This window comes from Streptomyces sp. NPDC038135 (assembly GCF_055601245.1).
The window spans coordinates 898,474-917,987 of the sequence record NZ_JBVJXS010000001.1 but is presented as its reverse complement, the minus strand read 5'-3'; the positions used below and the strand labels follow the sequence as shown (position 1 = coordinate 917,987).

Annotated in this window: 16 protein-coding genes; 12 read left to right on the top strand and 4 right to left on the bottom strand. The window is 72.1% G+C overall.

Translation table 11 applies throughout. From position 1 onward, the window contains the following. Window positions 1–182 precede the first annotated feature (182 nt). Window positions 183–1,103, bottom strand: a complete 921-nt coding sequence (locus ACZ7JA_RS04325) for an HAD family hydrolase (RefSeq protein WP_351667508.1) — start codon at window positions 1,101–1,103, stop codon at window positions 183–185. 94 nt (window positions 1,104–1,197) lie between these two features. Here ACZ7JA_RS04325 and ACZ7JA_RS04320 point away from each other — a divergent pair, with 94 nt between their 5' ends. The 9 genes from ACZ7JA_RS04320 to ACZ7JA_RS04280 all read left to right on the top strand — a co-directional run bounded on the left by ACZ7JA_RS04320 (window position 1,198) and on the right by ACZ7JA_RS04280 (window position 9,744). Continuing rightward, entirely contained in the window at window positions 1,198–1,482 is a 285-nt protein-coding gene (locus ACZ7JA_RS04320) for a glutaredoxin family protein (protein ID WP_351667509.1), read from the top strand. 266 nt (window positions 1,483–1,748) lie between these two features. Next, on the top strand, window positions 1,749–2,513 hold the full coding sequence (locus tag ACZ7JA_RS04315) for a redox-sensing transcriptional repressor Rex (protein ID WP_351667510.1): 765 nt from the start codon (window positions 1,749–1,751) through the stop codon (window positions 2,511–2,513). Further along, window positions 2,510–4,225 (top strand): glutamyl-tRNA reductase, encoded by a 1,716-nt coding sequence (locus tag ACZ7JA_RS04310; RefSeq protein ID WP_450743116.1) that lies wholly within the window; start codon window positions 2,510–2,512, stop codon window positions 4,223–4,225. The genes ACZ7JA_RS04315 and ACZ7JA_RS04310 overlap by 4 nt, the downstream gene beginning before the upstream one ends. Beyond that, complete coding sequence (hemC, locus tag ACZ7JA_RS04305; protein WP_389305185.1) at window positions 4,222–5,181, top strand: hydroxymethylbilane synthase; 960 nt, start codon at window positions 4,222–4,224, stop codon at window positions 5,179–5,181. The genes ACZ7JA_RS04310 and hemC overlap by 4 nt, the downstream gene beginning before the upstream one ends. Then, entirely contained in the window at window positions 5,178–6,884 is a 1,707-nt protein-coding gene (locus ACZ7JA_RS04300) for a bifunctional uroporphyrinogen-III C-methyltransferase/uroporphyrinogen-III synthase (protein WP_351667514.1), read from the top strand. The genes hemC and ACZ7JA_RS04300 overlap by 4 nt, the downstream gene beginning before the upstream one ends. Before the next feature lie 103 nt (window positions 6,885–6,987). Continuing rightward, entirely contained in the window at window positions 6,988–7,392 is a 405-nt protein-coding gene (locus ACZ7JA_RS04295; RefSeq protein ID WP_389305188.1) for a hypothetical protein, read from the top strand. Between the two features lie 207 nt (window positions 7,393–7,599). Then, window positions 7,600–8,034 (top strand): VOC family protein, encoded by a 435-nt coding sequence (locus ACZ7JA_RS04290; RefSeq protein WP_351667518.1) that lies wholly within the window; start codon window positions 7,600–7,602, stop codon window positions 8,032–8,034. Window positions 8,035–8,107: 73 nt separating this feature from the next. Next, window positions 8,108–9,100 (top strand): porphobilinogen synthase, encoded by a 993-nt coding sequence (gene hemB, locus ACZ7JA_RS04285; protein WP_470807098.1) that lies wholly within the window; start codon window positions 8,108–8,110, stop codon window positions 9,098–9,100. Between the two features lie 278 nt (window positions 9,101–9,378). After that, the gene (locus tag ACZ7JA_RS04280; RefSeq protein WP_351667522.1) at window positions 9,379–9,744 is read left to right on the top strand and encodes a DUF805 domain-containing protein; all 366 of its coding nucleotides are present in this window, start codon (window positions 9,379–9,381) and stop codon (window positions 9,742–9,744) included. Window positions 9,745–9,867: 123 nt separating this feature from the next. Here ACZ7JA_RS04280 and ACZ7JA_RS04275 read toward each other — a convergent pair whose 3' ends face one another. Both ACZ7JA_RS04275 and ACZ7JA_RS04270 read right to left on the bottom strand, forming a co-directional pair. Beyond that, window positions 9,868–10,710: a DUF4253 domain-containing protein gene (locus ACZ7JA_RS04275; RefSeq protein WP_470807096.1), complete on the bottom strand. Its 843-nt coding sequence runs from the start codon at window positions 10,708–10,710 to the stop codon at window positions 9,868–9,870. Between the two features lie 62 nt (window positions 10,711–10,772). Beyond that, window positions 10,773–12,002, bottom strand: a complete 1,230-nt coding sequence (locus tag ACZ7JA_RS04270; RefSeq protein ID WP_470807095.1) for a GNAT family N-acetyltransferase — start codon at window positions 12,000–12,002, stop codon at window positions 10,773–10,775. A gap of 141 nt (window positions 12,003–12,143) precedes the next feature. On the opposite strand from ACZ7JA_RS04270, the gene ACZ7JA_RS04265 reads away from it, so the two are divergent. After that, on the top strand, window positions 12,144–14,129 hold the full coding sequence (locus tag ACZ7JA_RS04265; RefSeq protein ID WP_470807093.1) for a P-loop ATPase, Sll1717 family: 1,986 nt from the start codon (window positions 12,144–12,146) through the stop codon (window positions 14,127–14,129). A 13-nt stretch (window positions 14,130–14,142) separates the two neighbouring features. Then, a complete protein-coding gene (locus ACZ7JA_RS04260; RefSeq protein ID WP_450743108.1) occupies window positions 14,143–15,771 on the top strand; it encodes a serine/threonine-protein kinase in 1,629 nt (542 codons plus the stop codon). 30 nt (window positions 15,772–15,801) lie between these two features. On the opposite strand, the gene argS is transcribed toward ACZ7JA_RS04260, so the two are convergent. Further along, window positions 15,802–17,565, bottom strand: a complete 1,764-nt coding sequence (gene argS, locus ACZ7JA_RS04255; RefSeq protein WP_351667530.1) for an arginine--tRNA ligase — start codon at window positions 17,563–17,565, stop codon at window positions 15,802–15,804. A gap of 140 nt (window positions 17,566–17,705) precedes the next feature. Between argS and lysS the strand changes: the two genes are divergently transcribed. Next, complete coding sequence (lysS, locus tag ACZ7JA_RS04250; protein ID WP_351667532.1) at window positions 17,706–19,448, top strand: lysine--tRNA ligase; 1,743 nt, start codon at window positions 17,706–17,708, stop codon at window positions 19,446–19,448. Window positions 19,449–19,514: the final 66 nt, after the last annotated feature.

Genomic DNA, 19,514 nt, shown 5'->3' with positions numbered 1-19,514 from the left:
GAGTTGCTCAAATCACCGATTGCGTCGCTTCTGTTGCCAATTGGCGGCTCATCAGGCGTCGCTAGTTGACCGGTTGTTGATCGGAAAAGGGCGTATTTCGGCGAAGTGCGGGGCGTGTTGGGGGCGGGGCGGCATAATCCGGGGTTCTCCGCACCGCCCAGGCGTGTCGCGGCCGGCGAGCGCTAGCGCCGGCGCCGGCTCAGGGCGATGGCCGCCGCGGTGCCGCCGGCGACCGCGCCGACGCCCGCCGCCGCCGGGATGCCGACCTTCGCGGCCTTGCGCCCGGTGCGGTAGTCCCGCAGCCGCCAGTCCTGCTCGCGGGCGTGCCTGCGCAGCTTGGCGTCCGGGTTGATGGCGTACGGGTGCCCCACCAGCGACAGCATCGGGATGTCGTTGTGGCTGTCGCTGTAGGCGGCGCAGCGGTTAAGGTCCAGGCCCTCCGCCGCGGCCAGGGCCCGTACCGCCTCCGCCTTGGCCGGCCCGTGCAGGGGTTCGCCCACCAGCGCGCCGGTGTAGACGCCGCCGACCGACTCCGCGACGGTGCCCAGTGCGCCGGTCAGGCCGAGCCGGCGGGCGATGACCTGGGCGATCTCCACGGGGGCCGCGGTGACCAGCCACACCTTCTGGCCCGCGTCCAGGTGCGCCTGGGCCAGGGCCCGGGTGCCCGGCCAGATGCGGTCGGCCATGTACTCGTCGTAGATCTCCTCGCCGATGGTCTCCAGCTCGGCGACCCGGTGGCCCTTGACGATGGAGAGCGCCGAGTCGCGTGCCTCCTGCATGTGCTCGGGGTCCTCGACGCCGGCCAGCCGGAACCACGCCTGCTGCCAGGCGAACCGGGCCAGGTCGCGGGTCTCGAAGAACTTCCGCTTGTACAGGCCGCGCCCGAAGTGGAACAGCGCGGCGCCCTGCATCACGGTGTTGTCGAGGTCGAAGAAGGCGGCGGCCCTGTCGTCGCCGAGGACCGGGAACTCCGGTTCCCGCTCGGCTGCCTGCGGGATCTCCCGCGAGGACTTCCGGGCGGCCTCCGCCGAAGCCTCGCCTGCCAACACGCTCCGCGCCGTGGCGGAGCGCCTACGGGGAGTGAGCCATCCGAGAGCGGCCATGGCGTGAGCATAGCCAGTCCGCTCCGTGGTTCCGGAGCCGCGCGGTTCGAAGGGTGTGAACTCTCCACGACGGCGCCGTTAAGGAGGCGGGAGAATGGCCGGCATGAGTCCCCTCTTCCGGCGTAAGGCCGATCCCAGCGAACGGTCGGTCACGCTCATCCGCAAGCCCGGCTGCCATCTGTGCGACGACGCGCAGGCCGTGATCGAGAAGGTCTGCGGGGAACTCGGCGTGCCCTGGGAGCAGCAGGACATCACCCAGGACCAGCGGCTGCACGACCAGTACTGGGAGCAGATCCCGGTGGTCCTGGTCGACGGCAGCCAGCACACCTTCTGGCGGGTGGACGAGGCCCGGCTGCGCAGGGAGCTGACCGGCGGCTGACCGGCGGCCGGCCCGGAAACTGACCGACCAGTACAACGAAACCCCGGAGGTCGCTTAGGATCGTTGGAGTTTTTGTCTCGGGGGCGGGATTCACGAGGAGCGTTGACGTTTTGCCCCCACGAAAGACATGCGTGACCCCGGTCACGTTGGCCGGGCAAATCGGACACAATCTTTGTGCACGCGTTCACAAAGGCATAGCCTGCTGTGGACGGGGCGGTCCGGGAACGTATGACCGCCTGCAGCCCCGCTCTACCCGCAGGAGCACCGTGGCAACTGGCCGAACTCACCGACCGGCGACCCGCAGCCGAGGGATTCCCGAGGCCACCGTCGCCCGGCTTCCGCTGTACCTCCGCGCGCTGACCGCACTGTCGGAGCGCTCGGTCCCCACGGTCTCCTCCGAGGAGCTGGCCGCGGCGGCGGGGGTCAACTCCGCGAAGCTGCGCAAGGACTTCTCGTACCTGGGTTCCTACGGAACGCGCGGTGTCGGCTACGACGTGGAGTATCTCGTCTACCAGATCTCCCGTGAACTGGGCCTGACCCAGGACTGGCCGGTTGTGATCGTCGGTATCGGCAACCTCGGCGCCGCCCTGGCCAACTACGGCGGGTTCGCCTCCCGTGGTTTCCGGGTGGCCGCGCTGATCGACGCCGACCCGGCGATGGCCGGAAAGCCGGTGGCCGGCATCCCCGTGCAGCACACCGACGAGCTCGAGAAGATCATCAAGGACAACGGCGTCTCGATCGGCGTGATCGCGACCCCCGCCGGCGCCGCCCAGCAGGTCTGCGACCGGCTCGTGGCCGCCGGTGTCACCTCGATCCTGAACTTCGCGCCGACCGTGCTGACCGTCCCGGACGGGGTCGACGTGCGCAAGGTCGACCTCTCCATCGAGCTGCAGATCCTCGCCTTCCACGAGCAGCGCAAGGCCGGTGAGGAGACCGCCGCCGGGGACGGCGCGCTGCCCGCCGCCACCACCCGTGGCGCCTCCGGCGACCAGGGACCCGACGGGGACGTGCCCGCCGTGATGCCGGCATGAGCCTCCTCGTCGTCGGGCTGAGCCACCGCAGTGCCCCGGTCAGCGTGCTGGAGCGGGCCGCGCTGAGCGCGGACGCCCGGGCCAAGCTGGTCCAGGACACGGTCGCCGCCGAGCCGGCCACCGAGGCCGCGGTGCTCGCCACCTGCAACCGCATCGAGCTGTACGCCGACGTCGACAAGTTCCACGCCGGTGTGGCCGAGCTGTCCACGCTGCTCGCCCAGCACAGCGGTGTCGGGCTCGAGGAGCTGACCCCGTACCTCTACGTGCACTACGAGGACCGGGCCGTCCACCACCTGTTCTCGGTGGCCTGCGGCCTGGACTCGATGGTCGTCGGCGAGGGGCAGATCCTCGGCCAGATAAAGGACTCCCTGGCCCGCGCCCAGGAGCTGCACACCGCCGGCAAGCTGCTGAACGACCTGTTCCAGCAGTCCCTGCGGGTCGGCAAGCGCGCCCACTCCGAGACCGGCATCGACCGGGCCGGCCAGTCGCTGGTCACCTTCGGCCTCGAACAGCTGGCCGCGGGCGGCGCCGTCGAGGAATGGGCCGCGGGACGCAGGGCGCTGGTCATCGGCGCCGGGTCGATGTCCTCGCTGGCCGCCGCCACGCTGGCCCGCGCCGGCGTCGGCGAGATCGTCGTCGCCAACCGCACCTTCGAGCGCGCCGAGCGCCTCGCCCGGATACTCACCGAGGGCGACGACACCGCGGTGTCCGCCCGCGCGGTGCGGATGGACGCCGTGCCGGGCGAGCTGACACGTGCCGACGTCGTCGTCTCCTGCACCGGGGCGACGGGCCTGGTGCTGACGGCGGACTCGGTCGCGCAGGCGGTCGAGGGCCGGGTCGTGGGCGGGACCGTCGACCCCGTGGCCGACGCCGCCGCCCGTCCGGCCGCGCGGACCGCTCCGGCGGCCGCCGCCTCCGGCACGGCCGCCGCCGAGGAGAACTGCCCGCTGGACCTGGCCGCCGTGCAGGGCTCGACCGGCTTCTCCGTGCACGGCGAGGCCGCCGTCGCCGGACTGGACGCGGCCACCCTGGAGCAGCACGGGGCCTGGGTCGCGGGCGGCACCGTGGACCGCCGGGACACCGCCCGGCGCAGCCCCGAGGCCGACGCCGAGCTGATCACCGCGCTCGCCGCGACCGCCGCCACCGTCGGCCGCATCCCCGAGCTCCGCAGGCCCGAACCGGTCGCCGTGATCCCGCGCCCGGCCCCGGCCCTGTTCCTCCTCGACCTCGCCATGCCCCGTGACATCGACGCGGCCGTGCACCGGCTGGCCGGGGTGCGCCTGGTGGACATCGAGTCCCTCGCCGAGGCCTCGGCCGACGCGCCGATGGCGGCCGACGTGGACCAGGTCCGGCGTATCGTCTCGGACGAGGTCGCGGCCTTCGGCGCGGCCCAGCGGGCGGCGCACATCACGCCTACCGTGGTCGCGCTGCGCACCATGGCCGCCGATGTCGTCGCCGGTGAGATCGCGCGGCTCGACGGCCGCCTGCCCGACCTGGACGAACGCCAGCGCGGCGAGATCCGGCAGGCCGTGCACCGGGTCGTCGACAAGCTGTTGCACGCGCCGACCGTCCGGGTCAAGCAGCTCGCGGCCGAGCCCGGCGGCGCCGGGTACGCGGACGCGCTGCGCACCCTGTTCGACCTCGACCCCGAGACGGTGGCCGCCGTCTCCCGGGCCGGGGACAGCACAGACAAGAAGGACCGACCGGCATGACAGAGAAGGCTTTGAGGCTGGGGACGCGGCGCAGCAAGCTCGCCATGGCCCAGTCCGGGCAGGTTGCGGACGCCGTCCGCCGGGTGACCGGGCGTCCCGTCGAGCTGGTCGAGATCACCACGCACGGCGACGTCTCCCGCGAGCACCTCACGCAGATCGGCGGCACCGGCGTGTTCGTCACGGCGCTGCGCGACGCCCTGGTCGGCGGCGAGGTGGACTTCGCGGTTCATTCGCTCAAGGACCTGCCGACCACGCAGCCCGGGGAACTGGCCCTGGCCGCCGTACCGGTGCGCGAGGACCCCCGTGACGTGATCGTCGCCCGGGACGCGCTGAAGTTCACCGACCTGCCGCGCGGCGCCCGCATCGGCACCGGGGCGCCGCGCCGCATGGCGCAGCTCAACGCGTACGCCCGCGCCCACGGACTGGACATAGAGACGGTCCCGATACGCGGCAACGTCGACACCCGGATCGGTTTCGTGCGGGACGGTGAGCTGGACGCGGTCGTCCTGGCCGCCGCCGGACTGAACCGCATCGGCCGGATCGACGAGGTGACCGACTTCCTGTCGGTCGACACGGTTCTGCCCGCCCCCGGCCAGGGGGCCCTGGCGATCGAGTGCACCGCGGACGCCGCGGACCTCGTCGCCGCACTCGGCGAGCTCGACGACCCGCTCACCCGGGCCGCCGTGACCGCCGAACGGTCCCTGCTCGCCGCCCTGGAGGCCGGTTGCAGCGCACCCGTGGGTGCGTTGGCCGACCTCGTGGCCGACGGGCAGATTGTCAAGGAAATGCGCCTGCGGGGCGTCGTCGGCACGACCGACGGCACCCGCATGGTGCAGCTGTCCACCACCGGTCCCGTGCCCCGAACGCACGACCAGGCGATGGCACTCGGACGCGAACTCGCGACCGAGATGCTGAACCAGGGCGCGGCCGGTCTGATGGGGGAGCGAGCACATTGAGCCCCACCACCCTTCCCACCGGCCTTGAACACGGGCACGTCACCTTCCTGGGTGCCGGACCCGGGGATCCGGGGCTGCTGACTCTGCGCGCCGTGGAGGCGCTGTCGAACGCGGATGTCCTGATCGCCGAGCACGACGTGCTCGATGTGATCCGGACGCACGCCCGGCAGGGCGTGTCCGTCGTGCCGATGGACGCGGACTCCTCGGTGTCACCGCCGGGCACGGGCGCGCCGCAGCTCACGGTCGTTGACGGCGCGTCAACACCCGCTGCGGTCCCGACTCCTGCCCGGGATGCCGCTCATCTTGTCATGGAGGCCACGCGGGGCGGCAGGCGGGTCGTCCGTGCGGTTGCCGGGGACCCGGGACTTGATACGTACGCGGCCGAGGAAATGCTCGCCTGCGCCGCCGCCGGTGTGCCCTTCGAGGTCGTACCGGGTGTGGCGGCCGCCGTCGGCGTCCCCGCGTACGCCGGTGTGCCGCTGCGCGACCCGCACGGCGCGGACGTCCGGTTCGTGGACGCCCGTACCGCCTCCGACCGCTGCTGGACGGAGGTGGGCGCCTCCGACGGCACGGTGGTGGTCTCCACGACGCTGGACTCGGTGGCCGCCGCGGCCGGCGAACTGGTGTCCTCGGGCCGCAAGCCGGACACCCCGCTGACCGTCACCGTCGCCGGCACGACGACCCGGCAGCGCACCTGGACGGCGACGCTCGGCACCATCGCGCAGACGCTGAAGCAGGCGAAGGTCCTGCCGTCCCCGGACGGCGGCCGGCCCGTGATAGCCGTGGTCGGCGAGCGAAGCGCGGCCGCCCAGCGCGACCAGCTGTCGTGGTTCGAGTCCAAGCCCCTGTTCGGCTGGAAGGTGCTCGTGCCGCGCACGAAGGAGCAGGCGGCTTCGCTCTCCGACCAGTTGCGGTCCTACGGCGCGGTGCCGCACGAGGTCCCCACGATCGCGGTGGAGCCCCCGCGCACCCCGCAGCAGATGGAACGCGCGGTCAAGGGCCTGGTCACCGGCCGGTACGAGTGGATCGCCTTCACGTCCGTCAACGCGGTCAAGGCGGTGCGCGAGAAGTTCGAGGAGTACGGCCTCGACGCCCGTGCCTTCGCGGGCATCAAGGTCGCCGCGGTGGGCGAGCAGACGGCCAGGGCGCTGATCGCCTTCGGTGTGAAGCCCGACCTGGTGCCGAGCGGTGAGCAGTCGGCGGCCGGCCTCCTGGAGGACTGGCCCCCGTACGACCCGGTCTTCGACCCGATCGACCGCGTCTTCCTGCCCCGGGCCGACATCGCCACCGAGACCCTGGTGGCCGGTCTGATCGAGCTGGGCTGGGAGGTCGACGACGTCACGGCCTACCGGACCGTGCGCGCCTCGCCGCCTCCGGCGGAGACCCGCGAGGCCATCAAGGGCGGTGGCTTCGACGCGGTGCTGTTCACGTCGTCCTCGACCGTCCGGAACCTGGTGGGCATCGCCGGCAAGCCGCACAACGTCACGGTGATCGCCTGCATCGGTCCGGCGACGGCGAAGACGGCCGAGGAACACGGTCTGCGCGTCGACGTGATGGCCCCCGAGCCCTCGGTCCACAAGCTGGCCGAGGCGCTGGCCGACTTCGGCATGAAGCGCCGGACGGCCGCCCTGGAGTCCGGCGACCCGGTGACCCGCCCGAGCGAGCGGCGCCCGGGGGCGCGCAGGCGTCGTTCGACGACGTGAGCGCGCGGAGACGATGAGGTGACGGGACGTGCCCTGCGGGCGCGTCCCGTCGCTGCGTGACGGCCCCTGCCTGGTGCGTTGTGTGCATGCCATGATCGGGTGCATGAGCGAGCACGCTGGATACGCGGGGATCGTCTACTGGCGGCGGAGTCTGTGGAACGGCGCGCGGTGCGTGCCCGTCGTCCTGAGCCTGACCCCGGAGGAACTGCGGGCTCAGGACCGGGACGGGCAGGTCGTCTTCCGGGGCGATCCCCGGAAGGTCGACGGGCGGCTGACCCGGCTCGGCACTCTGGTGGTCAACGTCGAGGGGAAGCGCTACGCGCTCGTCGGGCGGGGCAGTGACCTGTCGCCCGCGCCGACGTCCGGGCAGCACGCGGCCGTGAGCGGCTACCGGCCCCCGTCGGACGTGTCCGCCGGCGCGTTCGACCAGATCATGAACGGCGGCGCCATGGCGCGGATGCGCGGCTGGCACTCCTGGCTCGGCGCGGCCGGGGCGCGGCTGCGCTGACCGGCGCGTGGGGAATTCGGCCGATTCCGGCGTCCGCCGCATCCGGCAGCGGCCGAACGGGCGAATCACCGGTGGGTTCCCCGTTCTGTGACCTTCCCCGAGGCGGGACGGGGAGCCCGCCCGGCGCCGTCGTCCACGAGTCGCCCTCACCTTCAACGCTCGGGATAATCGGGTGAGTTGGTGATCGGCGGCTGTTAGGGTGCGCCGATGCCATCGATCAAGCAGTTCCAGGTCACCTTCGACTGTGCGGAACCCGAGCGCGTCGCCCGCTTCTGGTGCGAGGTGCTGGGGTACGTACTTCCACCGCCCCCGGAAGGGTTCGCCACCTGGGACGACTACGGCCGCTCGCTGCCGCCGGAGGAGCAGGGCTCGTGGGCCGCCTGCGTCGATCCCTCGGGTGCGGGCCCTCGGCTGTACTTCCAGCGCGTCCCCGAGGGCAAGGTCGCCAAGAACCGGGTGCATCTCGACGTGCGGGCGGGCACGGGACTCGTGGGGGACGAGCGGCTCGCCACGCTCCAGGCCGAGTGCGCACGGCTGGTCGCGCTCGGCGCGGTCTGCGTGCGGGTGCTGGTCGCCGACGAGCACAACGAGTCGTGCATCGTGATGCAGGACGTCGAGGGCAACGAGTTCTGTCTCGACTGAGCGCCCGGGCCGGCGGCCGGCGCCGACGGGCCGTCGGCAAAGGTGGTCCCAAGGCGGGCGTAGCGTAGAAGGCATGACGAAGTACGGATCTTTTCCCGGTACGCGTCCCCGGCGACTGCGGACCTCGCCCGTCATGCGGCGCATGGTCGCCGAGACGCGACTGCACCCCGCCGACTTCATCCTGCCGGCCTTCATCCGTGAGGGCGTCGGCGAGCCGGTGCCGATCTCGGCCATGCCGGGCGTCGTCCAGCACACCCGCGACAGCCTGAGGAAGGCCGCGGTGGAGGCGGCGGAGGCCGGGGTCTCCGGGATCATGCTGTTCGGGGTGCCGGAGGACGGCAAGAAGGACGCCCAGGGCACGGTCGGCACCGACCCGGACGGGATCCTCCAGGTCGCGCTGCGCGACGTACGGGCCGAGGTGGGCGACGATCTGCTCGTCATGTCCGACCTGTGCCTGGACGAGTTCACCGACCACGGCCACTGCGGGGTGCTGGACGCCGAGGGGCGGGTCGACAACGACGCCACGCTCGAGCGGTACGCCGAGATGGCCCAGGTGCAGGCCGACGCGGGCGCCCACGTCGTCGCGCCCAGCGGGATGATGGACGGGCAGATCGGTGTCGTCCGGGACGCGCTCGACCAGATCGGCCGCGAGGACGTCGCCATCCTCGCCTACACCGCCAAGTACTCCTCCGCCTTCTACGGCCCCTTCCGCGAGGCCGTCGCCTCCTCGCTCCAGGGCGACCGCAAGACGTACCAGCAGGATCCCGCCAACTGGCGCGAGTCCCTGCGGGAGCTGGAACTGGACCTCGCCGAGGGCGCCGACATGGTGATGGTCAAGCCGGCCGGACCGTACCTCGACATCCTCGCCCGGGTCGCCGACGCCGTGGACGTGCCCGTGGCCGCCTACCAGATCTCCGGCGAGTACTCGATGATCGAGGCCGCCGCCGAGAAGGGCTGGGTCGACCGGGACCGTGCCGTCCTCGAGACGCTGACCGGCATCAAGCGGGCCGGGGCGCGGACCATCCTCACCTACTGGGCGACCGAAGTGGCGCGAAAGCTGCGCTGACGGACACGGTTGGAGATCGTTCCGGTACCGAAACGGCGGCGGCCCGGCTGCGGTGTGCTGTCGTTTCGGCAACGGAACGAGTGCGATTTCGCGAACGTCCGGTGATGGTTCCGCGGGCAGCCCGTGATCATGGGTGTTTCTGTCCTGAAAACGATGTTTGAAGCCCGTCCGGACGCACGGTTCGACTGTGTATGACGCGCTCCTGCCAACCCCTTAATGTCTGCGCCTGGCCTGATCCACTCCGGGATGGGCTGAACGTCGATCCCTGGGGGGATGTCATGAGCTGGTTCCTCGCCGCTCTCAAGAAGTACGCCGTCTTCAGCGGCCGCGCGCGCCGCAAGGAGTTCTGGCTGTTCTCGCTGTTCGCGTACCTCATCTACATCGTGCTGGGCGGCATCGGCGCCGCGACCAAGACGCCGGCCCTGATCGCCGTCGCCGGCGTCGTCGTCCTCGCGCTCCTGCTGCCCGCCTGGGGTGTCACGGTGCGCCGCCTGCACGACACGGGCCGTTCCGGCTGGTGGATCCTCTTCGGTGTCATCCCGCTCGCCGGCCCCATCACCCTGCTGGTCTTCTACTGCCTGGACAGCGAGGCCGGCGACAACAAGTACGGCCCGAACCCGAAGGCGGCCCCGGCGCTCGTCTGACGCCCGGCCCGCGGCACCCGTGCCGCGCCCTTCGGCACACGCCGTCCCGAGGCCGCCCGGCCAGCGTCGTCCGGGCGGCCTCGGGCATGTACGGGCGCGCTCACCGGTGAGCGGCGCCGGGGCTCAGTCCCACCAGAAGGTCCAGATCTGCTCGTCGACGAGCTTCTCGGCGTAGGCGCGCAGGCCGCCCGGCTCGCCCTGGGCGACGTTGTCCGGGCAGAAGGCGCAGTGCTCCGCCGCCAGGGCCTCGGCGTCGGCCAGGGTGCTCGGCGGGGCGGCCACCGACACCACCAGGACGTCGAAGCCGAGGGCCACCACGCGTATGCCGAAGCGGTCCTCCCACGAGCGCAGGACCGCGCACAGCCGCGCCACGTCGTTCTCGTGGTTGAGCGGTCCGGTCCAGCCGATCGCGGCCGGGATGTCGGCGGAGCGACGGGACGGGACGAGGGCCAGGCGCGCGTCCTTCAGCCACGTCGCCCCGGCCAGGGAGTCGGCCACCCGCGCCGCCCGCGTCCCGGGGTCGGCGGTGAGCGCGCCGGCCGGCGCGAGGCCCGGCCACGCGGCCCCGAACGGCTCGAGCGGCTCGGCCGGTTCCCCGTCGGACCCGGCCTCGGCGCCGGGTTCGTCCTCGGCCCCTTCGTCGCCCCAGTACTCCGCGAGGACCTCCTCCGGGTCGTGGTCCCCGGGGTAGGACATCTCACCGGGCAGCAACTCCCAGTTCTCCGGGCCGCCCTGGGATCCGCCCAGCTCCACGAGGACCGGCAGCAGCCCGGCCCGGGCGGCGGGCGCGCCCAGGGCGGCCCAGGTGCCGGGCGCGGCCTGCTTGTCCGCGTGCCACAGCAGGGGCTCGTGCCAGGGGCCGTCGTCCGTCGCGTCGACGAGCCTGCCGGGCGGGAGCCGCAGACCGAGGGAACGTCCGCTGGGGTCGGTCGCCAGAGAGGGCAGCGGGTTGGGAAGAGTCGCCATGCCGGTGACTGTAAGGGCCGCCACTGACAACGCCGTTGGCGGCCGGGCCGCCACCCGCGCGGTCAGAACCAGTGCAGGCAGTGCGGGGTGCGGTCGGAGCGGAAGAGGGTGTCGGCGAGGGCGGCCGCGTCCGGACGGTGGGCTTGGACGTGGCCGGCGCGCACCAGTGTGCTCGGGGCGGTGCCGCCGAGGTAGACGGAGCCCAGGTCGCGCACGTCCAGGGACAGGTCGGGCGCCCGGTCCGTCGGGACGCACTCGGCCCTGCCGTCCCGGACGGTGAGCAGATGGCGGGCGTGCTCGCCGAGGAACGGGTCCTCGACGTCGAGGACGAGCTCGCCGTCCGCGAACCAGCCGCGCGCGGTCAGCGCGCGCGGGACGTCCAGCAGCCGCACCCAGAGCCAGTCCGTGTCGCCGCTCACCTCGCCGGCGCGGAAGTCCGCGAACCGCCAGCGCAGCGGATGTCCGGGCGGGACGTGCTTGAACACGACCTGGGAGACCAGGTCGTGTCCGAGTGCGAACCGGGCCAGCGCCGTGAAGGCGGCGTCGTCGCCGGCGACGGTCTCGTCGACCGTCAGGGTGCCGGCGTCCAGCGAGTAGCTCGCGTACCCGTCCGGGACGCCGTCGGCGTCCCGGTGGACGGCCACATGGCGCGGCGCCGGCGAGATCGGGGGCTGCCCCGCGCGCAGGGCCCACCACCGGTGCGGCCGGGACAGCGCGCCGGGCTGGGCGCGGCGGTACCGGTCGTAGACCTCTTCCAGGATCTCGCCGCACTCGGCCCGGCGCAGCACCTCGATGGAGCCGCCGTCCGAGCCGTCCGCCGGCGCCCGGTCCCCGCCGCGCGCTCGGGGCACGGCGAGGGCGGCCCGGTGGCGCGGCACCGTCAGCCGCGTCGTGTAGGTCGCCGGTCCGTAGCCGTACCTGCCGTAGATCGGAGCCTCGGAGGCCAGCAGCACGGAGAGGAACTCCCCGCGGGCGCGCAGTTCGCCGAGCTGATGCCGCATCATCGCGCTGAGCACGCCCTGACGCCGGTGCGAGGGCAGCACGCCGACGGCGGTCACCCCGGCGGCCGGGACGAGGGTCTCACCGGGCAGGGTGAGCTCGAAGGAGTAGGCGCCGGCGGTGCCGACGGGCCGCCCGTCCGCCGTCACGGCGAGCACGCAACGGTCCGTCTCGAGCGCCGACCACCAGAGTCCGCCGCCCTCGACCGGGGTCTCCGGGAAGCGCCCGAAGGCGGAGTGGACCGTGTCGACGAAGACGTCGAGATCCCTGTCGGTCGTGGGACGTATCTCCATCGCTGCCGCTGCCTCCTCGGGACACCGGCACCACGGCTCGTGGTGCCCGGACACAGTGGAGCGCCCACCTCCGGCCTGGGCAAACGAATTACGGCTCCGGCGGGAGGGGGTCACGGCACGCTAAACCGGAAAACTCCTGGGGTGCGAGTTCCCGCTCTGCCGGGGCGTCTCCCTCGCTACCGTGTCCTCAGCAAGACGGGGGCGGACTTCTGGGGGGACGAGATGGCCGACGAGCCGTTACTCGCGCGTGTGCACTTCGGGCGTGAGGACGCCGAGCGGGACGTGCAGGACGGGCTGCTCCTGCGCGGCGGCTTCCTGCCCAACGCGGCGTACCGGGCCGCCGTCGACGGGCGGAAGATGCTGATCATCGGCCGCAAGGGATCGGGCAAGAGCGCCATCTGCATGCAGCTCATGGCGGACGGGGGTGAGGACGACTATCCGGGGAAGGCGCTGGTCACCCCGGACGAGACCGCGGGGGAGGAGATCCGGCGGTTCGAGCTCGCGGGGCTGCCGGGCGACTCGGCCAAGGCGCTGATCTGGCGGTACGTGTTCGCCGTGCACGCGGCACGGCATCTGGTGGCCCACGCCAAGGACGCGCACGGCTACAAGCCGGAGTCCGTGAGGACGCTCGCCAAGTTCCTGAAGCAGAACGGCGAACTGGAGGGCAACCGGCTGGCGCAGTGGGTGACGGGGCTGCGGACCTCCCTGTCCCTGGAGGCGTTCGGCGTCAAGGCGGGCCTGGACCTCGGGAGGGCGTCGTCGGAAGGCGCGCTGGCCGCACGGCAGTTGGAGCTCGTCGAGCGGGGCGTGGCCGAGGCCTTCACCGACCTCGACTGCGCCACCGAGCACAAGCCGCTGCTCCTCATGGTCGACCAGCTGGAACGCGTGTGGTCGGCCGAGCGGGACAGCAACTCGATGGTGATCGGGCTGCTGCTGGCGGCCACCCACGCGTCGGGCCTGTACGGACTGTCCGTACGGCTCCTGCTGTTCCTGCGCGCGGACATCTACGACTCCCTGTCGTTCGGCGAGGGGGACAAGATCCACGGGGACGAGCTGCGGATCACCTGGTCGCAGACGGCCCTGCGGGACCTCGCGCTGGCACGCGCGCGGGCGTCCGCGGGCGGCCGGCTCACCGCCGAGCAGCTGTGGACCGAGGTCTTCCCGGCGTCCGTGGGGAACGAGGAGACGGGCGCCTACCTGTTCCGCCGCTGTCTGCCCCGGCCGCGCGACGCCATCCAGTTCCTGAACCTCTGTCAGGAGACGGCCTGGCTGACCCACGGCCGCGACCGGATCACCCCGGAGGACGTCCGCCAGGCGGAGCTGCAGTTCTCGGCGTGGAAACTCAAGGACCTGTCCCTGGAGTACCTGGTCGGGCACCCCTTCCTCAAGCACCTGTTCCCGCTCTTCCAGAACGCCGGCTACCTGGTCTCCCGCGCGGCGCTGCAGAGCCGCTTCGAGGCGGCCGAGAAGTCCCTGCACCGGCTGTTCCCCGCCTACGCCGACGCGCTGACCCTGAGCGGCGTCATCGACGTCCTCTACGACGTGGGCTTCCTCGGCGTGCGGCGCGGCAACGACGTCGTCTTCGCCGGAGGCAACGACCTCCCCGTGCAGCCGCACGAGACCGAGTTCCACATCCACCCCTGCTTCCGGGCGGCGCTGGGCGCGACGAGCGCGATCGACCTGCGCCGGTACGAGCCCGGCGTGGCGGGGGACCGCCTGGTGCAGGGCAACGTCTTCGGCTTCCAGTCGGTGACGGTCAGCTTCCAGAACCGGGACACCCGGCTGCTCGGCGAGGTCGCCCGTTCCTGCCACTCGATCATCGCCCAGGCCGAACGGGCCGTCGCGCTCACCCCGGACGCCCGGGACGAGATAGTCGGCGCGATCAACCGCGTCCTGGACGACACCGACGGCGGCATCCCGCGGTTCGCCGGAAACCTCGACTTGGACGACCGGCTGTTCTACACGGCGCACTACTTCGACTCGCTCGCCGCCCAGCTCACGGCCAGCGGCCTCGCCGACGGCGCGAGCGGCGCGGCGGAGGTCGTGCGCCGCCTGGAGGACGAGGCGCGGCGGCTGCGCCGGCTGGCGGGCGGCTCGTACGGCACGTCCGGCGACGCCGAGCGCTGAGGGGGAGGCACGGGTGCAGGGCGCGGTCCTCGACGAGCGCTTCAGAATCGGAGAGCTGCTCGGCTACGGCGCCGTGGGCGAGGTGTGGGCCGCGCAGGACGAGCGGCTGCAGCGCGAGGTGGCGGTGAAGCTCGTCAACGGCATGTTCGGGGCGGGGGAGGCCGAACGGCAGGCCAGGTTCCGGCGTGAGGTGCGGCTCGCCGCGCGGCTCTCCCATCCCAACATCGTCACCGTCCACGACTGGGGGGACGGGACGGTGGGCGGCCGCCACGTCTTCTACCTGGTGATGGAGCGCGTCCAGGGGCAGTCGCTGCAACGGCGGTTGCAGACGTCCCCGGGGACGACGCCGTGGCGGACGGCCGCGGGCTGGGCCGTGCAGATCGCGCAGGCGCTGGTGGCCGCGCACGCGCACGGCGTCATCCACCGGGACATCAAGCCCGCCAACGTCCTGTTGACCCCCGAGGGCGCCGCCAAGGTCCTCGACTTCGGAGTCGCCAAGTTCGTTGGCGAGGCGATGAGCGTGCACTACCTCACCGCGACCGGCACCCCGCTCGGCTCACCGCCGTACATGTCGCCCGAACAGGCCGAGGGCGTACGGGAACTGGACCACCGCAGCGACCTGTACTCGCTCGGGTGCCTGCTGTACCACGCGGTGACCGGCCGGCCGCCGTTCGTCAGCGAGAGCCAGATCGCCGTGCTCCGCATGCAGCTGGACGACGTCCCGGTACCGCCGGACGCTCTCGTCGAAGGCCTGCCCGGGGCGTTGAACGATCTCATCGTCGGTCTGCTGGCGAAGAGCCCCGCCGATCGCCCCGGGGACGCCGCCGCGGTCGCCGACGCCCTGGTCACCCTGCTCATAGACGGCCCGCTGCCGTCCGGCGGCGACACACCGGACCTCGCGGGTCTGGGCCCGGCCGGCTCGGCCGCCGGGCGGCTGATCGACAAGGTGTGGGAGATGCGGCTGCGGGCGGAGGCGGACTGCGCGGCCCTGCGCAAGGTGGCCCGCCAGGAGGCCGCCCGGGAGGCCGAGCTGATCCGGTCCCGCGCGGAGAGCGACGCCGCGCTGATCCAGGCACAGGCCCAGTACGAGGCGCACCGGCTGCGCGAGGAGGCCCGCGAGGAGGCGGAGCGGATCCTGGCCGAGACGAGGGAGGAGGCGGTGCAGGGCAACGGCGCCGTACGCGAGCGACGGCCCGGCGAGCGGGTGCTGCCGCGCTTCGACGAGGAGCCGTACGGATACGAGCCCGCCGAGGTGGCACAGCGGCTCAAGGCCGCGCTGGCCGGTCTCGACCGGATGTGGGACCGCATGGCGGTCCTGGTGCAGCGGATCCGGGAGATCACCGAGCTGCTCGACGAGGGCCGGGACCTCGACGTCCGCTGGCGGCGCGTCTCGGAACTGGCCGTCAGGGCGGCGGAGCAGGCCAGGCAGCGCAGCTACCACATGCCCCGCGGACGCGGCCCGGAGTTCTCCGCGCTGTTCCCCGCCGCCGCGCAGTACGGCCACAACCGGGCCCAGGTGAACGAGTACTTCGACATGCTCCAGGGCCAGCAGGCGGCGTGGCGGAAGGTGCTCACGACCCTGGAGAAGACCGTCGACGACGGCGAACGGCTGCTGCACGGGGACGGCCCGCCCCCGAAGTGAGGACGGGCCGTCACGGCGCGGGCGCCGCCGTCAGAGCTTCTCGGGCGTCCTGATGCCCAGCAGGGCCATGCCCTGGTGCAGGGTGCGGGCCGTCACGTCGCACAGGAAGAGGCGGTTCTCCACCAGCTGCGGCGTCTCGGCCTTCAGCACGGGGCACTTGTCGTAGAACGACGTGTAGTGCGAGGCGAGCTGGTACAGGTACGCGGCCAGCTTGTGCGGGGCGTACTCCGCGGCCGCCTCCCGCACCGTCTCCGCGAACGCGTCCACGTGCAGGCCCAGCGCGCGCTCGGCCTCCGCCAGCTCCAGCCCGGGGTGCGCGGCCGGGCGGACCTCGCCGGCCTTGCGCAGGATGGACTGGATACGGGCGTACGCGTACTGCAGGTACACGCTGGTGTCGCCGTTGAGCGAGACCATCTGGTCCAGGTCGAACTTGTAGTCCCGGATCGCCGACGTCGACAGGTCCGCGTACTTCACCGCGCCGATGCCCACCTGGGCGCCGCGCTCGGCGATCTCCCGCTCGGACAGGTCCTGGGCCTTCTCGCGGACCACGGCCGACGCGCGCTCGATCGCCTCGTCCAGCAGGTCGACCAGGCGGACCGTCTCGCCCTCACGCGTCTTGAACGGCTTGCCGTCCTTGCCGAGGACCGTGCCGAACGCGAGCTGCTGCGCCTTGACGTCCTCGTTCAGCCAGCCGGCCCGGCGGGCGGTCTCGAAGACCATCCGGAAGTGCAGCGCCTGACGGGCGTCGACGACGTACAGCAGCGTGTTCGCCTTCAGGTTGAACACGCGGTCGCGGATCGCGGAGAGGTCGGTCGCCGCGTAGCCGTAGCCGCCGTCCGACTTCTGGACGATCAGCGGGACCGGGTTGCCGTCCGGGCCCTTGACGTCGTCGAAGAAGACGCACAGCGCGCCCTCGGACCGCACCGCGACGCCGGACTCCTCCAGGAGCCGGCAGGTCTCGGCGAGCATGTCGTTGTAACCGGACTCGCCGACGATGTCGGCATCCCGGATCTCCATGTCCAGCTTCTCGAAGACGGAGAAGAAGTAGATCTTCGACTCGTCCACGAACTTCTGCCACATGGCGAGGGTCTTCGGGTCGCCCGCCTGCAGGTCGACCACCCGGCGCCGGGCCCGCGTCTTGAACTCCTCGTCGGAGTCGAACAGCCTGCGCGCGGCCTTGTAGAGGCGGTCGAGGTTCGACATCGCCTGCTCGCCGGTCACCTGGGCGTCCTTGTGGTCCAGCTCGTGCGGGTGCTCGTCCAGGTACTGGATGAGCATGCCGAACTGGGTGCCCCAGTCGCCGATGTGGTGGCGCCGCACCACGTTCTCGCCGGTGAACTCCAGGAGCTGGACGACCGAGTCGCCGATCACCGCGGAGCGCAGGTGGCCGACGTGCATCTCCTTCGCCACGTTCGGCTGGGCGTAGTCGATCACCGTCGTGCCGGGGTTCGCGGCGTGCGGCACGCCGAGGCGGCCGGTGTCGTCCGCGTACCGCGCGGCCAGGTTCGCCACGATCGCCCGGTCGGAGACCGTGATGTTCAGGAAGCCGGGTCCGGAGACCTCGATGTCCTCGATCACGTCGCCCGAGTCGACCCCGGCGACGACCCGGGTCGCCAGCTCCCGCGGGTTGGACCCGGCCTTCTTGGCGAGCGCCAGGATCCCGTTGGCCTGGAAGTCCGCCCGGTCGCTTCGTCGCAGCAGCGGGTCCGCGCCGGCGGCCTCCGGCAGGGTGGCCGAGAGGGCGGACGCGAGGCGCTGCTGGACGGAATCGCTGAGGGACGTGACCGAGGCCATAGGAAGGGGTGCCGTTCTCCTCGTGGGGATGGATAGACCCGGCCAGTATCCCATGGGGCACAAAGGCGTTTTCCCGGCCGCCGGGCGGTCTGGGAGAATGGGAAGGTCACCCCGTTCAAGAAGCGTTCAGAAAGAAGGACGTGCCGATCGTGGCTCAGAGCACCGAGACCGCCGACTGGGTCTCCCGTTTCGCGGATGACGTCATCGAGGAGTCGGAGCGACGGGCCCCCGGCAAACCGGTGGTCGTCGCGTCCGGTCTTTCCCCGTCCGGCCCGATCCACCTCGGCAACCTGCGCGAGGTCATGACCCCGCACCTGGTCGCCGACGAGATCCGCCGCCGCGGCCGGCAGGTCCGGCACCTGATCTCCTGGGACGACTACGACCGGTACCGCAAGGTCCCGGAGGGCATCGCGGGCGTCGACAAGTCCTGGGCCGAGCACATCGGCAAGCCGCTCACCTCGGTGCCGGCGCCGAAGGGATCGGCGTACCCGAACTGGGCGGAGCACTTCAAGGCCGCGATGATCGCCTCGCTGGCCGAGCTGGGCGTGGAGTTCGACGGGATCAGCCAGACGGAGCAGTACACCTCCGGTGTCTACCGCGAGCAGATCCTGCACGCCATGAAGCACCGGGGCGACATCGACGCGATCCTCGCCCAGTACCGGACGAAGAAGGCCCCGGCCAAGAAGCAGCAGCAGAAGCCGGTGGACGAGGCCGAGCTGGAGGCCGAGGAGGGCTCGGGCGCCGCCGCCGAGGACGACGGCAGCTCCGGCGCCGCCGGCTACTTCCCGTACAAGCCGTACTGCGGCAACTGCGGGAAGGACCTGACGACCGTCACCTCCTACGACGACGACACCACCGAGCTGGCGTACACCTGCACCGCCTGCGGCTTCACCGAGACGGTCCGGCTGAGCGAGTTCAACCGCGGCAAGCTGGTCTGGAAGGTCGACTGGCCGATGCGCTGGGCGTACGAGGGCGTGGTCTTCGAGCCGAGCGGCGTCGACCACTCCTCCCCGGGGTCCAGCTTCCAGGTGGGCGGGCAGATCGTCGGGATCTTCGGCGGCAAGCAGCCCATCGGCCCGATGTACGCCTTCGTCGGCATCTCCGGCATGGCGAAGATGTCGTCCTCGCGCGGTGGCGTGCCCACCCCGGGCGACGCGCTGAAGATCATGGAGCCGCAGCTCCTGCGCTGGCTGTACGCCCGGCGCCGGCCGAACCAGTCCTTCAAGATCGCCTTCGACCAGGAGATCCAGCGGCTCTACGACGAGTGGGACAAGCTCGCGGGCAAGGTCGCCGACGGCTCCGCGCTCCCGGGCGACGTCGCCGCGTACACGCGGGCCGTGGGCACGGCCGCCGCCGAGCTGCCGCGGACCGCGCGTCCGCTGCCGTACCGCACGCTCGCGTCCGTCGCCGACATCACCGCCGGCCACGAGGACCAGGCGCTGCGCATCCTCAGCGAGCTGGACCCCGAGCAGCCGCTCGGCTCGCTCGACGAGGCGCGGCCCCGGTACGACAAGGCGGAGGCGTGGATCAACACCCACGTCCCCGCCGACCAGCGCACCATCGTCCGCGACGAGCCCGACGCCGAGCTGCTCAAGTCCCTCGACGAGGCCTCCCAGCAGTCGGTGCGGCTGCTGCTCGACGGGCTCGCCGAGCACTGGTCGCTGGACGGGCTGACGCACCTCGTCTACGGCGTCCCCAAGGTCCAGGCCGGATTCGCGGCCGACGCCACGCCCAAGGAGCTGCCGCCGGAGATCAAGACGGCCCAGCGGTCGTTCTTCGCCCTGCTGTACCACCTGCTGGTCGGCCGGGACACCGGGCCGCGGCTGCCCACCCTGCTGCTCGCCGTGGGCCAGGAGCGGGTGCGGGCCCTGCTCGGGGAGTAGGGCGCGCGAGCGCACACGAAAGAGGGGCCCTCGTGACCGAGGGCCCCTCTTTCGTGTCTCCTCACG

Bases quoted from the DNA above. Each gene is read 5' to 3' on its own strand.
- ACZ7JA_RS04320 (WP_351667509.1), top strand. From the start codon at position 1,198: ATGGCCGGCATGAGTCCCCTCTTCCGGCGTAAGGCCGATCCCAGCGAA.
- hemB (WP_470807098.1), top strand. From the start codon at position 8,108: ATGACGAAGTACGGATCTTTTCCCGGTACGCGTCCCCGGCGACTGCGG.
- ACZ7JA_RS04295 (WP_389305188.1), top strand. From the start codon at position 6,988: ATGAGCGAGCACGCTGGATACGCGGGGATCGTCTACTGGCGGCGGAGT.
- ACZ7JA_RS04280 (WP_351667522.1), top strand. From the start codon at position 9,379: ATGAGCTGGTTCCTCGCCGCTCTCAAGAAGTACGCCGTCTTCAGCGGC.
- ACZ7JA_RS04310 (WP_450743116.1), top strand. From the start codon at position 2,510: ATGAGCCTCCTCGTCGTCGGGCTGAGCCACCGCAGTGCCCCGGTCAGC.
- argS (WP_351667530.1), bottom strand. From the start codon at position 17,565: ATGGCCTCGGTCACGTCCCTCAGCGATTCCGTCCAGCAGCGCCTCGCG.
- ACZ7JA_RS04325 (WP_351667508.1), bottom strand. From the start codon at position 1,103: ATGGCCGCTCTCGGATGGCTCACTCCCCGTAGGCGCTCCGCCACGGCG.
- ACZ7JA_RS04270 (WP_470807095.1), bottom strand. From the start codon at position 12,002: ATGGAGATACGTCCCACGACCGACAGGGATCTCGACGTCTTCGTCGAC.
- ACZ7JA_RS04290 (WP_351667518.1), top strand. From the start codon at position 7,600: ATGCCATCGATCAAGCAGTTCCAGGTCACCTTCGACTGTGCGGAACCC.
- ACZ7JA_RS04275 (WP_470807096.1), bottom strand. From the start codon at position 10,710: ATGGCGACTCTTCCCAACCCGCTGCCCTCTCTGGCGACCGACCCCAGC.
- hemC (WP_389305185.1), top strand. From the start codon at position 4,222: ATGACAGAGAAGGCTTTGAGGCTGGGGACGCGGCGCAGCAAGCTCGCC.